At 39.8% G+C, this 15,058-nt stretch carries 14 protein-coding genes; all 14 read right to left on the bottom strand.

What is annotated here, in order from left to right:
- Positions 1–3: 3 nt before the first annotated feature.
- Complete coding sequence (locus tag QNN06_RS23860) at positions 4–1,143, bottom strand: acyl-CoA dehydrogenase (protein ID WP_213120149.1); 1,140 nt, start codon at positions 1,141–1,143, stop codon at positions 4–6.
- Positions 1,144–1,494: 351 nt separating this feature from the next.
- Positions 1,495–2,637: an RNA polymerase sigma factor RpoD gene (gene rpoD, locus QNN06_RS23865; RefSeq protein WP_213120148.1), complete on the bottom strand. Its 1,143-nt coding sequence runs from the start codon at positions 2,635–2,637 to the stop codon at positions 1,495–1,497.
- A 43-nt stretch (positions 2,638–2,680) separates the two neighbouring features.
- Positions 2,681–4,489 (bottom strand): DNA primase, encoded by a 1,809-nt coding sequence (dnaG, locus tag QNN06_RS23870; RefSeq protein ID WP_284036048.1) that lies wholly within the window; start codon positions 4,487–4,489, stop codon positions 2,681–2,683.
- A gap of 130 nt (positions 4,490–4,619) precedes the next feature.
- Entirely contained in the window at positions 4,620–4,790 is a 171-nt protein-coding gene (locus tag QNN06_RS23875; RefSeq protein ID WP_213120146.1) for a hypothetical protein, read from the bottom strand.
- Positions 4,791–5,157: 367 nt separating this feature from the next.
- The gene (locus tag QNN06_RS23880; protein WP_213120145.1) at positions 5,158–5,967 is read right to left on the bottom strand and encodes a pyruvate, water dikinase regulatory protein; all 810 of its coding nucleotides are present in this window, start codon (positions 5,965–5,967) and stop codon (positions 5,158–5,160) included.
- Positions 5,968–6,001: 34 nt separating this feature from the next.
- Entirely contained in the window at positions 6,002–6,637 is a 636-nt protein-coding gene (gene ccpN, locus QNN06_RS23885) for a transcriptional regulator CcpN (RefSeq protein WP_284036049.1), read from the bottom strand.
- Positions 6,638–7,636: 999 nt separating this feature from the next.
- Entirely contained in the window at positions 7,637–9,019 is a 1,383-nt protein-coding gene (locus tag QNN06_RS23890; protein ID WP_213120144.1) for a glycine--tRNA ligase, read from the bottom strand.
- A 286-nt stretch (positions 9,020–9,305) separates the two neighbouring features.
- A complete protein-coding gene (gene recO / locus QNN06_RS23895; protein WP_213120143.1) occupies positions 9,306–10,058 on the bottom strand; it encodes a DNA repair protein RecO in 753 nt (250 codons plus the stop codon).
- A 31-nt stretch (positions 10,059–10,089) separates the two neighbouring features.
- Positions 10,090–10,233 (bottom strand): YqzL family protein, encoded by a 144-nt coding sequence (locus QNN06_RS23900; RefSeq protein WP_213120142.1) that lies wholly within the window; start codon positions 10,231–10,233, stop codon positions 10,090–10,092.
- A 154-nt stretch (positions 10,234–10,387) separates the two neighbouring features.
- Positions 10,388–11,311 (bottom strand): GTPase Era, encoded by a 924-nt coding sequence (gene era, locus QNN06_RS23905; protein WP_217033700.1) that lies wholly within the window; start codon positions 11,309–11,311, stop codon positions 10,388–10,390.
- Positions 11,301–11,702: a cytidine deaminase gene (locus tag QNN06_RS23910; RefSeq protein ID WP_284036050.1), complete on the bottom strand. Its 402-nt coding sequence runs from the start codon at positions 11,700–11,702 to the stop codon at positions 11,301–11,303. The genes era and QNN06_RS23910 overlap by 11 nt, the downstream gene beginning before the upstream one ends.
- Before the next feature lie 199 nt (positions 11,703–11,901).
- Entirely contained in the window at positions 11,902–12,291 is a 390-nt protein-coding gene (locus tag QNN06_RS23915; protein WP_217033701.1) for a diacylglycerol kinase family protein, read from the bottom strand.
- Entirely contained in the window at positions 12,269–12,685 is a 417-nt protein-coding gene (gene ybeY / locus QNN06_RS23920) for an rRNA maturation RNase YbeY (protein ID WP_481819269.1), read from the bottom strand. The genes QNN06_RS23915 and ybeY overlap by 23 nt, the downstream gene beginning before the upstream one ends.
- A gap of 50 nt (positions 12,686–12,735) precedes the next feature.
- Positions 12,736–14,907, bottom strand: a complete 2,172-nt coding sequence (locus tag QNN06_RS23925; RefSeq protein ID WP_213120137.1) for an HD family phosphohydrolase — start codon at positions 14,905–14,907, stop codon at positions 12,736–12,738.
- Positions 14,908–15,058 lie beyond the last annotated feature (151 nt).

Raw genomic sequence — 15,058 nt, forward strand, 5'->3', positions numbered from 1 at the left:
TTTTTAACAACCAATTAACCTTGAAATAACCATTCGTTGGACTTCGGATGTTCCTTCGCCAATTTCCAAGAGCTTGGCGTCACGCATCATTCTTTCTACTTGGTATTCCTTCATATAGCCGTATCCGCCGTGAATTTGGACTGCTTGGCTCGTAACTTCCATACATATTTCGGATGCATATAATTTACACATAGCTGCTTCCTTTGAAAATGTTCTTCCTTGATCCTTTAACCAAGCCGCCTTATAGACCATATTGCGGGCCAGCTCAATTTTCATCGCCATGTCAGCCAGCTTAAATTGAATAGCTTGGAAGGATGAAATTGATTTGCCAAACTGTTTTCTTTCCTTAGCATAGGCTAGCGCTTTCTCGTAAGCACCCTGAGCAATCCCGACAGCCATGGCGCCGATTCCAATTCTGCCTCCATCAAGGGTAATTAAAAATTGCTTAAAACCCTCGCCGCGTCTTCCCAGCAGGTTTTCCACAGGTACTTTGACATCCTCTAAAACAAGCTCAGTTGTATTGGAGGAATTTAAGCCCATTTTTTCGTAATTATCAATAACTGTAAATCCAGCTGTATTCGTTGGAACAATGATGGCACTGATTTCTTTATTACCGCTTGTTTCATTCGTTACGGCGGTCAGTGCCAAATGCTTGGCATAACTGGCATTCGTGATGAAACATTTATTCCCGTTGATGACAAACTGGCCTTCCGTTTCCTTTGCGGTTGTTTTAGTTCCCCCGGCATCGGATCCGGCATTTGGCTCTGTCAATCCAAAGGCACCTAACGATTCGCCTGTGCAAATGGGTCTTAAATAGGTTTCCTTTTGCTCTTCTGTACCAAATAAGTTTAAAGGAGCGCCCCCTAAGGAAATATGCGCTGAATAAGTGATACCTGTTGAACCGCAAACTCTGCTTAACTCTTCCACCACAATCGCAAAACTAACTGTGTCTGCCCCTCCCCCGCCGTATTCCTCCGGAAAGGGAAGTCCCATCATTCCCATTTCTGCCATTTTTTTAAACACATCTGTCGGAAACTGTTTTGTTCTGTCACGTTCTATTGCATCTGGCGCAACCTCTTCTTCTGCAAACTGGTGAATTGTCTTTTTAATCATTTGTTGTTCAGATGTTAAGTCAAAGTTCAAGTCCATCTCCCCCTAATCATCTATGTATACGCTTACAAATATATTATATTCTTTTCACCTAACAATTCTCAACTTTAATAAATTTTAGAAAATATAATATTATCTGAATATGGGGCGAAAAACCTCATCAGGTATGGCATTTAGCACTATAAACCTTATCTGAATAGGCAAAATTGACTTTAGATCACCTTTTTTACAATAATAATTAAGTTGCTATTTGGGAGAAAACACCAATTGGCATATTTGCAAAATGAGAGACAATTCAGTAAAATAGAGAAAAAAGAGAAAGTGCTTTCAAAAAAAGTAAAAAAATAGTTTACTTCATAAAAGAAGTAAACTATCTTTTGAGCCTTATTCCAAGAAATCTTTAAGGCGTTTGCTGCGGCTTGGGTGACGCAGTTTCCGCAAGGCTTTTGCTTCAATCTGCCGGATTCGCTCGCGGGTGACACCAAAAACCTTGCCGACCTCTTCGAGGGTACGGGTACGGCCGTCATCCAGCCCAAAACGAAGGCGAAGAACATTTTCTTCCCGGTCCGTCAGGGTATCGAGAACATCTTCAAGCTGCTCCTTTAACAACTCATAAGCAGCATGTTCTGAAGGGGATGTAGCATCCTGATCCTCGATGAAATCTCCAAGGTGCGAGTCATCTTCTTCACCAATTGGTGTTTCAAGTGAGACAGGTTCCTGGGCAATTTTTAAAATTTCCCTTACCTTATCAGGTGTCAGGTCCATATCTTCGGCAATTTCTTCCGGAGTTGGTTCCCGGCCTAAATCCTGCAGCAACTGACGCTGAACACGAATAAGCTTGTTAATTGTCTCTACCATATGCACTGGTATCCGGATTGTTCTCGCCTGATCGGCAATGGCGCGGGTTATGGCTTGGCGAATCCACCATGTGGCATATGTACTAAATTTAAAGCCTTTACGATAATCAAATTTTTCAACCGCTTTGATGAGACCCATATTTCCTTCCTGGATAAGGTCAAGGAACAACATGCCACGGCCAACGTAGCGTTTTGCAATACTAACAACAAGACGGAGGTTTGCTTCAGCAAGGCGCCGCTTTGCTTCTTCATCACCTTGTTCAATGCGGTGGGCTAAGTTAATTTCCTCTTCAGCAGAAAGCAAATCAACCCGGCCAATTTCCTTTAAGTACATACGAACAGGGTCGTTGATTTTTACACCTGGAGGTACGCTTAGATCATTTAAATCAAATTCATCGCCATCATCATCTTTTGATAGCGCCTTGATGCTTGGGTCATCATCGTCCTCTTCATCACTATCACCAACTAATTCAATTCCCTGGTCGCCAAGGAATTCATAAAACTCATCCATCTGATCGGATTCCACGTCGAAATTTGCCATTTTCTCAGCAATATCATCATAGGCAAGGACACCAACTTTTTTACCCAATGCGGTTAACTGGTCTTTCACTTGCTCAAGGGTCAATTCATTCTCGACCTCGCTTGCACGTGCTGATTTTTCAGCAGCCATACGGGGGTCCCCTCCTTCAAATAATCAAACACACTAAATTACTCTATAGTGATTTACGCAATTGATTGATTTCATTTCCAATCGCAGCAGCCAGCCTAAAATCACTGTGTCGCTCCGCTTCTTTTAACTCAGCTTCTTTTTCCTTTATTTTTAACAATTTTTTATGTTTCAACACCTGTTTGATATAATCAGTTAATTCCTGATGACTTAATTCATCATTAATTGACATCATTTCGATGTTGGCGACTATTCTTCTTAGATTTTCATCATGAATATAGGATAATAATGCGCTTGAATCAGGGTTAATATGTTCTTCGTAAAATGCCAAAAGATAGGTTATGATTGCCTGATGTTCATCTTCGTTAAACGTATCTCCCTGTAGTAACTCCTGCACCTTATAGGTGTTATCCCTGCTTTTTAGCATATGAGCAATGAGACATCTTTCAGCCCTATAATACGCAGGTTTTAATTCATTTACTTTTTTTTGTACAAGAATCGGTTTAGATTTTGGTTCGTTCTTACCAATTTCCTTTTTCTTCTCCGCAAAATAAATCTGCTGTTCCTGCTGTTTTAAGGAATCTAATGATAGGGAAAACTCTGCCGCAATTTGCCTCAAATAATGATCCTTTTCAACGGCTTTTGTTAATTTGCTGATTTCTTTTACTATTTGTTCGATATAAGCAAGCCTATCTCCTTCATTCTGAAGATTTTTTCCTCTTCGAAAATAAAGAATTTTAAAAGCCATCCAAGTTAAACTTGCGCCAATTACCTCGCCGCGAAATTTCTCCGGACTGTTCTTCTTAATATATTCATCCGGGTCCATACCATCAGGCATTAAAGCTACTTTTATTTGAAAGCCTGCATCGTTCAAATGGTTGCCAGCTCGAAACGCTGCTTCAATTCCTGCTTTATCTGAATCATAGCAAATGGTGATGGTTTGCGCGCTAGTACGCAAAAGTGCGATATGATCATCAGTCAACGATGTCCCCATTGTCGCAATGCCATTTTCGATTCCAGCGCGGTCAGCGGCAATCACATCTGCAAATCCTTCAAATAAAACTGCCTGCTGGGATTTTTTTATGCTGGGCTTAGCCAAGTTGTAATTGTATAAAATTTTGCTTTTATTAAAGATTGCTGTTTCGGGACTATTTAAATATTTGGGCTCATCGGCCCCTAGTGTTCTCCCTGAAAAAGCAATCGTATTTCCATTTCTGTTGAATATCGGAAACATAATTCGATCCCTAAATCGATCAAAGTATGTTCCATCTTTTTCACGTTTAATGATGAGTCCGGCTTTTTCCATCCATTCGGGAGAAAAATCCCGTTTCGTTAGGAACTTATAAACAAAATCCCACGAATTCAAGGAATAACCAATTTGAAATTTTTCAATCGACTCATGTGTAAATCCTCTTCCAAGCAGATACTCCAATGCATGCTGTCCTTCTTTTGTATTTACCAGCAAGTGATGATAAAATTTACGTAACAGCTCGTGAGCATCAAGCATGGCCTGAAGTTCATCAGAAATTTTTTTCTCGGAGTGAGCGGAGGATAAATTTATTTCAAGATTAATATTTCCTCTTGCAGCCAGTTTCATAGCCGCTTCCTGAAATGAAATTCCCTCTAGTTCCATTAAAAAAGAAAAAACATTTCCGCCTGCACCACAGCCAAAGCAATGGAAGATTTGTTTGTCAGGCGATACTGAAAATGACGGGGTGCTCTCTCCATGGAAAGGACATAATCCGAAGTAATTTCGCCCCTGTTTTTTCAACCCGACATAATCGCTGATTACCTCGACAATATCAACAGCCTGACGAATTTGATCTATTTTTTCTTCGGCAATACGGTCTGCCATGAAAACAACTCCATTGATATACAGGTATTCAACACCTTCATTTTAAATTCCTGCAAATTTCGACAAAATTTTTGTTAATTCTGCCGTAAATTTTTGCCGATCCGCTAAACGAAAAGGTTGGATCTTTACCTTAACTCCCTTCCTCAAAGCCTTCGCGTTGGGGAATCTGTTCCTTGCTGTAGTGGTCATAGGAGGCGATAAAAAATATGTCAATGGCGAATTTCTTTGCAATTTCGACAATCTCCGCCTTGACCGGGCAGGAATCAGCATCGACATAAATTGTCGGGTGGTCTCTCACCATTTTATTAATTCTACATCACTCCGAATATTCCTTCTTTCCAGATTAATTTTATTGGGAAAACTCGCCGATTTACGAGCAGGCAAACGGGTTATGGAGTAATTTTCCCGATAAAATAAGAATTTCAAAAAAAAATTCCTTAGAGTGAAAAAAAGGATTTATGTCGAATTTTTTTTTGTAGGTCCCCTTGACATCTCACAGTAAATAGTTTATTCGTTCAAATGCAAGTCTAAACCTAAAAACATATATTTTTATCACAATTTTTTATTATAGTATATTCGTTATCATTTTGCCATAACTTTTTTTTATTATTTTTTTTATTATTTTTTTCACCCAATAAGCAAAAAGCACATAATCATAAGATTATGTGCTATGGCCTGCCTTTTTGAATATAGTTTAAAATAACATTGGCCGTTTCTTCAACTGCTTTATTGGTTACATCAACAACAGGACAATTAATTTTCTGTACAACCTTTTCAAAAAAATTCAGCTCTTCTTTTATCCTGTCAATGTTTGCATAGCTAGCCTGATCATTTAATCCTAAAGAAAGCAGTCTTTCTCTTCTTATGTTATTTAACTTTTCTGGACTGATTTTTAAGCCAAAGCATTTCTCTTTCGGGACTTTATAAAGTTCTTCCGGCGGATCAACCTCTGGAACAAGCGGGACATTGGCCACTTTTAGACGTTTGTGGGCCAAATACTGGGATAAAGGAGTTTTCGAGGTTCGAGATACACCTATTAGCACAATATCTGCCTTTAAAATCCCTCGGGGATCACGGCCGTCATCATACTTTACAGCAAATTCAATTGCCTCAACCTTTTTAAAATAATCCTCATCCAATTTACGGACAAGCCCTGGTTCACACAATGGTTCTTTGCCGCTGAAGCTTTGAATTTGATCGATAATCGGACCAATTAAATCCACAGCTGATATTCCTTCTATATCTGTTCTTTCTTTCATATATGTACGCATTTCCGGTTTGACAAGTGTATAAGCCACCATTGCATGGTCCATAGAAACTAGTGACAAGACTTCATCTATATGTTCCTTATCTTCTACATAAGGGAATCTCTTTAATGTCATCCCGGATCCGTTAAACTGACTGATAGCCGCTTTTGTTACTAATTCGGCCGTTTCACCTACTGAATCTGATACCACATAAATCACTGGCGAGACCATTCTCCCAAATCAACTCCTTCTTATTAACAAACTTTTATTCATCATCGCCTAATGAAACAAAGGCTTTGGTAATGTTCGTTTTCGTTACTCTGCCGATAACTTCATAGCCTTTTTCCGTTTTTCTCACTACCGGAAGTGCATCAATTTGTTTTTCAATCAACTTTTTTGCTACCTCAATCAGCAGGTCATCCCGTTCGCACATGGTTATATTGGGCATTCTTGTCATGATGATATTGACAGGAATGGTCGTTAACTCTTGTTTCCCAATACTTGCCCGAAGCAAATCTTTTCTGGATAGAACTCCAACTAAAACAGTATTTTGGTCGACCACAAATAATGTCCCTACGTCCTCAAGGAACATGGTGCAAATAGCATCATAAACCGAGACGTTTTCATTTACGACAACCGGGATGGATTGGTAGTCCCTCACATATACTCGTTGGAGATTTTCCGTTAATAATTGCGCTCCTGATTTTCCTGTATAAAAATATCCGACCCGGGGCCTGGCATCTAAAAAACCGGCCATTGTCAAAATGGCAAGATCCGGTCTTAAGGTAGCTCTGGTTAAGTTCAATTGGTCAGCAATATGCTCCCCTGTGATCGGCCCATTTTCCTTTACTATATCTAATATCAGCTCTTGGCGTTTTGTCAGTTCGATTGTCCTCACCACCCTTAAAATTCCTGAAAGTATCCAGAAGCCTTTTATTTAGCAATATTATATACTAAATGCTATCTAATTGAAATGAATAGGCTATGAACTATAAATGCAAACTCGCCGATTGGCGAGTCCGATAGGACGGTTCATGAGGCGTAGTTGAATTTATGCGTTAGGAAATTATAAATTTGTGAAAATTTATAATTTCCTATTAGCCAAATAGGAAAAGGTGCGGGTTTCCGCACCTCAGGCTGTCGAAAAACTTTCGATAGCCTTATATTTCATTCATTAACAATACTCCTCTTTAATTTGTTATATCCTTATTAATTTAAAGACTTTTCAAAAGGGCTGTTGATTTGCGCTCCAGGCGCTTCGCTTTCCGCGGGCGTGCCGTGAAGCCTCCTCGGAGCTATCGCTCCTGCGGGGTCTCCCCTGCCCCGTACTCCCGCAGGAGTCTTCGCGCCTTCCGCTCCAATCAACAGGTGTGCTCAATAATGCCTTCAACTCACAAAATAATAAAAGGGGTGTGATGAAACAAATGGTAAAGAAGCTGATTCTAATATTACCATGGTCTCCCCTTTACAAATGCCTTTCATCAATCGAAGGATAAAAAAGCAGGAACCCGATAAGGAAATGTCCCTCAAATACGTAGAAGAACAAAATCAGCGAATTGAAAATTCCAGTGAACGAGCCCTCCAAGCTACAGCATGCCAAAATAAAAAAAGATTGCAACACACTAAGCAAGATTGGAAAAAGTGTGTTGCAATACTTTATTTGATTTACCTCCCTGTTGATTGGAGCGGAGGGCACCGACTCCTGCGGGATATAGAGGTCACTGGAGACCCCGGAGGCGCCTTCAGCGCCGAGGAGGCTCCAGGAACCTCCCCGCGGAAAGCGAGTGCCCGGAGCGGAAATCAACAGGCCAGTTAGCAGGGACAATCTATTAATAAAAATTTGCCGAATTAAAAATAACTTTTCATGACAATCTGAGACGCGGGTTTCCGCACCTTTTTCTTAGAATAATACCTTTTCCTGTAAGAATGCAGCAAGCTCCGCGATTGGAACCCTTGTTTGTTCCATTGTGTCGCGGTCTCTGACGGTAACCATTTGATCTTCCTGGGAATCAAAGTCATATGTGATACAGAATGGAGTACCAATTTCATCATGGCGGCGGTATCGTTTACCGATAGAGCCTGCTTCATCATAATCTACGTTAAAGTGTTTTGCTAATTGTTCAAATACTTCTCGTGCTCCGTCGGAAAGCTTCTTCGAAAGCGGAAGAATTGCTGCCTTAAACGGTGCGAGGGCAGGATGGAAACGCATAACTGTTCTGGATGTTCCATCTTCTAACTGCTCTTCATCATAAGCATCGATTAAGAAAGCCAACGTTACCCGGTCTGCACCAAGGGAAGGCTCAATGCAGTATGGAATATAACGCTCATTTGTTTCCGGATCAATATAATTGAAATCCTCACCGGAATATTGCATATGCTGCTTCAAATCATAATCTGTTCTAGAGGCAACACCCCAAAGCTCACCCCAGCCAAACGGGAATTTATATTCAAAATCAGTTGTAGCATTGCTGTAATGGGACAGTTCGTCTTCGGAATGGTCGCGAAGCCTTAAGTTTTCTTGGTTAAGACCTAATGACAAGAGCCATTTTTCCGCAAATTGCTTCCAATAATCAAACCAATTTAGTTCCTCTCCTGGTTTGCAGAAGAATTCGAGCTCCATTTGCTCAAATTCTCTCGTGCGGAAGGTAAAGTTACCCGGTGTAATTTCATTACGGAAGCTTTTACCGATTTGGGCAATACCAAATGGCAGTTTCTTACGCATTGTCCGCTGTACATTTTTAAAGTTTACGAAAATACCTTGAGCTGTTTCCGGACGAAGAAAAATTTCATTTGCACTTGTTTCCGTAACACCCTGGAATGTTTTAAACATAAGATTAAATTGGCGGATGCCGGTAAAATCGTGGCTGCCACATTCTGGGCAGGCAATATTATGCTCTTTAATCAGCTCTTCCATTTTTTCAAACGGAAGGCCATCTACCACCATCTCAATGTCTTTTTCTTCAAGCGCATTTTCAATCAATTTATCAGCACGGTGACGGGCTTTACAGTTTTTGCAGTCAATCATTGGATCGTTAAAGTTGCCGATATGCCCTGAAGCTTCCCATGTCCTTGGGTTCATGAGGATTGCCGCATCTAAGCCAACATTATATGGTGACTCCTGAACAAACTTCTTCCACCAGGCAGCTTTTATATTATTTTTAAATTCGACACCTAAAGGACCGTAATCCCAAGTGTTTGCAAGTCCTCCGTAAATTTCAGACCCCGGAAAAATAAAACCTCTGTGCTTAGCGTGTGAGACAATCTGTTCCATTGTTACACTCATCGTAATAACTCCTTTTTCATATTCTTAATAAATAAAAAACTCCCGTCCCTATGCCTATAATAAGCATAGGGACGAGAGTTACCCGCGGTTCCACCCTATTTGCTGCCTAAAAGCAGCCACCTTAATACAACTTTGCTCAAGAACGCCTTCCTTAATGCTCTATACCCTAGCTTACACTGTCCTAGGTTCGCTTTTATAGAGGGAACTAAGTACTACTTTCTGTCAACGCAAATATTAATTTTAAAGCTAATATTAACCAAAACTTTTAACATTGTCAACATCGCATTTATAAAAGATTACGAAATTGCCCCATCGAGTCGAGGAATTTTTTTGTCTTCAAATGAAGCCCAGAATATTCATCATAATAAACCGAAATAACTTTCTTCAGTTCTGCCTTTGTTTCATCTTTAACAGAGATATTCCCTAATCTAGACAAATCGAAATAATAAAACAACCTTAATAATTTTACTGCTGCTTGTGATAGTTTTATATGATAGCGATCCTTGTCTACACACCGGTGACAGATAAATCCGCCTTCCCGGATGGAAAAAGAAAAATGCCCGTCTGTGCTTCCACAAACGGAACATTGATTCAAGATAGGATATAATCCTAAAACATTCAACATTTTCATCTCATAGATATTCACAAGAATATCGGCATCATAGCCTTCATTCATATAGTGAAGGGTCTGATAAAGCAATTCAAAATGAAAAGGATTAGGCTTTTTCTCCTCAGTACATTTATCCGTTAATTCGGCAATATAACTTGCATATGCGGTTAGAAAAATATTTTCCCCAATCGATCGCATCGAGGAAATGACTTCACCCTGCTGAAGGCCTCCTAGGCCTGTTCCTTTTTGAACGAGGAAGTAACCGTGAGTGAATAACTGGGAAATAGCAGAAAGACGGCTGTTAGGCTTTTTAGCTCCACGGGCCATAAAGCCGACCTTTCCCCATTCCCTTGTATATAGTGTAATAATTTTGTTCGTTTCACCATAATCTGTTGTTCTAATGACGATGCCTTCACATTTCTGAAGCATGATTGTCACCTTCTCGAGGCGCGTGACTTGCTTATGAAACTGGAAAATCGATTTGTGCTAGCTCTTCATTCAGATTACCGGGTATTTCTTGGTTTTCCTTCTCAAGCTCTTTAAAGAGAAGATATGTGTCAATATTACCTGTTTGGCTAAATATTTTCCACGTAAAATCCAACATGAAAACCCCACCTTTCGATATTTAGACTAGCGTTACAGTTCAAACCTTACAATTATCATAGCCTGCCTACGCATTAATCATAAGACGTAAATTTTGTTAAAACTGATTATGCATATTCTTGAACGAGTGTTAATACTTTAGTTAAAGTGATTCACTAATATTCGTTTTCATTAAAGCCATATTCACGAAGCTGGGACATTCTATTGCGCCAATCCTTTTGAACTTTTACCCACAGTTCCAAAAAGACTTTGGAACCTAGAAGGTTTTCGATATCAACACGAGCACGCTTGCCTATTTCCTTCAGCATGCTTCCCTGCTTGCCAATGATAATCCCTTTTTGTGAATCGCGTTCGACAATAATGGTTGCCATGACATGAATAATGTCTTTATTCCCCTGCCGTTCCATTTTATCAAGGACAACGGCCAAGGAATGAGGGATTTCCTCCCTTGTTAAATGAAGGGCTTTTTCCCTGATTAACTCTGTAATGATAAAGCGTTCCGGATGATCGGTTACCTGATCAGCAGGATAGTATTGCGGCCCTTCAGGAAGAATCGCTTTAATTTGCTCAAGCAGTCTTTCGACATTATTTCCTTCCAGTGCAGAAATTGGCACAATTTCTTGAAAAGCATACTTTTCTTTATACAATTCAATAATCTGCAACAGCTCATCAGGGTGAACTTGATCAATTTTATTAATGACTAGAAAGACTGGTGTATTAATGGTTTGAAATTTTTCAAGAATAAATTCTTCACCACGCCCAAAACCTTCTTCGGCATTGACCATAAATAAAACTAAGTCTACTTCTTTAAGAGTATTTTGGGCAACCTTCATCATGAAGTCACCTAATTTATGTTTTGGTTTATGGATACCAGGGGTATCGATAAACACCATTTGGGCGTCTGAAAGGGTCAAAACTCCTTGAATTTTATTGCGCGTCGTTTGCGGCTTGTCGCTCATGATGGCGATTTTTTGGCCGATTACCCGATTCAGAAAAGTTGATTTCCCAACGTTTGGGCGGCCAATAATGGATATAAACCCTGATTTATAATCTGTTCCTGAACTCGTATTATTCACCATTTAAATCCTCCGGCGAAAAAGCACCCGGCAATAACTGTTCTACTGTGGTCTCTAGAACATCCCCTTTAAGGTTGGTTAAAACCACCTTCATTTCCCTCGGGCATAATTCTGCAATGACCTGCCTGCAGGCCCCGCATGGCGAGCATGGCCGATCAGTGTCAGCAACAACGGCCATCATTTGATATTGCCGGTCGCCTTCTGAAAACGCTTTAAAAACAGCAGTCCTCTCTGCGCAGTTACACATACTGTAGGCGGCATTCTCAATATTACAGCCATGATATACTTTACCATCTGTTGTTAAAAGCGCTGCTCCCACGCCAAACTTAGAATAAGGAATATAAGCTTTTTCTCTTGCTTTTTTAGCTTCTTCGATTAGTTGTTCGATGTTCACTAGTCTTCTTTCCTTTCCAGCAGGAGTCCTGCTGTTTCTTTATTTTACCTCAAATTTTCCAAAAAAACATTATTTGTAATTAAAAAAATAAAAGATTTAAAATAGTTGAAATATTCCTAAAAATCATTTTCTCTTAGAAGAAGCTGTTTAGTCATTTTACCTAAATCAAGCGGCCATTTCAAATCCTGTAGTCAAAAGCTTACAAAAACAATTTCAAGACATAGGGTAAAAATATGACGATTCCCATTACAAGTGCAATTATGGCAAAAATGAACACTGCTCCGGCAGCAATATCCTTAGCCTGTTTGGCAAGAGGTTTATACTCATTTGTTGCCAGGTCTACTACGCGTTCAATGGCCGTATTCAGTAATTCCAACGAAAACATGCCGCCGATCGAAACGAGAATAAACAGCCATTCTATTTTAGTAATAGCGAAGAACAAGCCAAAGGCAATCACAATAACTGCGCTTATTGCATGAAACCGCATATTTCTTTCCTGCTTTAAGGCCGTCACAATTCCTTCTGTGGCATAGGCAAAGGTATCCCAAAATTTTCTGCGTTTAGGCTTATCTAGTGAGTCCATATTCATTTAAAATTTCCTTCTGCAGAGAGAACATTTCTTTTTCCTCTTCTTCTGTCATGTGGTCATACCCTAACAAATGAAGAAATCCATGCACAGCTAAAAAGCCAAGTTCCCTTACAAAAGGATGGCCATATTCTTCTGCCTGCTCCATTGCCTTAGGAACTGAAATGATAATATCCCCCAATACTCTTGGCATCTCAGCGCCCTCGATTTCTATTTCTCCCTCACCTAACTCTTCCATGGCAAAAGAAATCACATCAGTTGGTGCGTCCTTATCGCGGTATTCAAGATTAATTTCTTGGATTCTTTGATTTGTCACAAAGGTAACCGAAACTTCACTATGTTCTTCAATGCCTAGCTTATTTGCTGCAAAATTTAGTAACCTTTCAACATCAAGCATCTGTTGGTCAGATAGCTGCTCTGTTTCATCTAATGAATCAATAAGTAATGTCATGCTTGTTTCACCTTCTTTGTTAGCTCAGGATATTCAATTCTAGAATGAAAGATCCCCTTTAATGTTTCACACAATGTGAAAGTGACAGTTTCAATTTCCTTCATGGTCAGATCACATTCATTTAATTGCCCATCTTGAAGACGGTCAGCCACAATTTTTTTCACAAGAGACTCAATCAACTCTGGCGTAGGCTGTGATAAGGACCGTACCGCAGCCTCAACACTATCTGCAATTCCCACCACGGCCGATTCCTTTGACTGTGCTTTCGGACCGGGATAACGGAAATCATCTTCCCTTACATCAGGGTTGGCCTGAAGCGCTTTATGATAGAAAAACTTAAGTAAAGTGGTCCCATGATGCTGTTCCGCGATTTCAATTATTTCCTTTGGCATATGGCACTTCTTTAGCATATTCGAACCATCCGTTACATGGGCAATGATGATGCTCGCGCTTTTGTCCGGCGGCAGACGGTCATGCGGATTATCATGGTGGATTTGATTTTCGATAAAAAAGTTTGGTCGCCGCGTTTTGCCTATATCATGATAATAGCTTCCTACCCTTGCGAGCAAACCATTTGCACCAATAGCTTCGCAGGCAGATTCCGCTAAATTTGCCACCATCACGCTATGATGATATGTCCCAGGCGCCTCCATTAAGATTTTCCTTAAAAGCGGATGGTTTGGATTCGATAATTCGATCATCCTCATGGTTGATAGTATGCCGAAACTTGCCTCAAAAAAAGGCAGTAAGCCAATAGTCAACACCGCAGAAGCAATACCTGATACAAGGGCTGTAATAAAATAATACCCATATTCCAAACCGGAATACTGCCCGTTTGGCAAATACATTAAAGCCAAAATGGTCAACAGATTCACTACTGCTGAAAATATCCCAGCCTGCAGAATTTTTGAGCGCTGGTTTTGATTACTTAAAAATAATATGCCTCCCAAAGCGCTAAATAAAATATAGATACCTTCTGAAAAGTTTAATGTACCCGATACCCCTTCATTAAATAATACACTGCCGCAAACTGCAAGGATGATAGAGGTCATAATAGCCAGCTTTTCATCAATTAAAATTTTTATCATCATCCCCGCCAAGGCTGCAGGAAATAGATAGCCAATCGCAGAATAATTAAATACTTGCAGCATGCTGAGTATTTTCAATAAAAAAATTGATAGAATGAAAATCATCCCGAACAATAACAAAAAGCTTTGTCTCTTTTCGGGGTGCGATTTCATTTGGTAAAAGTAACAATAAAGCGAAGTAAGTATAATGCTTATTAAAACAACTAATCCAATGAACGGCTTAAAGGATTTTTCGTTATGTAGCAGTCCAACAAGCTTCAATTGACGGTAAATATCCTGATTTATGAGTTTCCCTTCTTCTACAATAATTTGCCCTTGTAGAATCTTAACGGGTTCAACACTTTCAGCCGCCTGCCTCCTAAGCTCTTCGGTTGCCGAAGGGTCATAAAATTCATTTTGGATCACAGCATACCTGCCAAGATCAATTGCCGCAATTCTCATATTCTCACTCAATGCTGAATATTTTACCTCTTCTTCAACCCTTTTTTTAGCATTTTCGACTTCATCCGCAGATATTCTTTTCGTCATTACATTGTTAATGGCGGTAACCGTTAAATCTTTTGCAATGGACAATTCTTCATTATTCGCCTGAACTAATGCGGAAAAAACCTGATCTGATAAATCCTTCGATACCGTCGGCGTTAATTTCGACTTAAGCATCGTAACTTTTTCTGAAACACTAGGCTCTATAATTTGTGGCGGCTCCTCAGAAGCCTCTGCAGCCTGCTTTTTTTTATTATCCTTTACTTCATCATTTACTTCAGCCGCAGCGCTGAAAATGGAGGTAATTAGGTCAACTCGGTTTTGTGTATATTCATTTTTTAATGTATAGACAGCCTGAACTTGATCGCGCGCCTCTTTTCTTTTCTTCTCCGTGCTTTTCTTATCCTCGACTGTCCCTGGAGACCGTATCGTTTTTCCTGCAACTGAAAACAATTCAATATCCAGCTTTTCCGGCTTTACGTTGTTAAACATAGCTGTGAAAAGAACAATTCCTAATACCAGGAAAAAAAGAATACGAAAGAATGTATTATCCAGCAGTTTGCGAATTCGAATGAAATGCTCCTGCAGTTTTTCCAACTATATCCCTCCAACCACGTTTCCCTGAATTATCAAGTCTTTACACTTATGTTATTTATTGATTTTAGATGAAAGCTTGCTTTATGTAAAATGATAACAGTTTTTCCGTCAAGTTTCATCCTCAAATAAAGAAAACTCGCCGATTCGAGCC

Source organism: Neobacillus sp. 114 (assembly GCF_030127045.1).
Taxonomy (GTDB): Bacteria; Bacillota; Bacilli; order Bacillales; family Cytobacillaceae; genus Neobacillus; species Neobacillus rhizophilus.

Bases quoted from the DNA above. Each gene is read 5' to 3' on its own strand.
- recO (WP_213120143.1), bottom strand. From the start codon at position 10,058: ATGCTTCAGAAATGTGAAGGCATCGTCATTAGAACAACAGATTATGGT.
- QNN06_RS23890 (WP_213120144.1), bottom strand. From the start codon at position 9,019: ATGAGTGTAACAATGGAACAGATTGTCTCACACGCTAAGCACAGAGGT.
- era (WP_217033700.1), bottom strand. From the start codon at position 11,311: ATGGTGAATAATACGAGTTCAGGAACAGATTATAAATCAGGGTTTATA.
- rpoD (WP_213120148.1), bottom strand. From the start codon at position 2,637: ATGGCTGCTGAAAAATCAGCACGTGCAAGCGAGGTCGAGAATGAATTG.
- dnaG (WP_284036048.1), bottom strand. From the start codon at position 4,489: ATGGCAGACCGTATTGCCGAAGAAAAAATAGATCAAATTCGTCAGGCT.
- QNN06_RS23880 (WP_213120145.1), bottom strand. From the start codon at position 5,967: ATGGTCTCGCCAGTGATTTATGTGGTATCAGATTCAGTAGGTGAAACG.
- QNN06_RS23875 (WP_213120146.1), bottom strand. From the start codon at position 4,790: ATGGTGAGAGACCACCCGACAATTTATGTCGATGCTGATTCCTGCCCG.
- ybeY (WP_481819269.1), bottom strand. From the start codon at position 12,685: ATGCTTGATGTTGAAAGGTTACTAAATTTTGCAGCAAATAAGCTAGGC.
- QNN06_RS23900 (WP_213120142.1), bottom strand. From the start codon at position 10,233: ATGTTGGATTTTACGTGGAAAATATTTAGCCAAACAGGTAATATTGAC.
- QNN06_RS23915 (WP_217033701.1), bottom strand. From the start codon at position 12,291: ATGAATATGGACTCACTAGATAAGCCTAAACGCAGAAAATTTTGGGAT.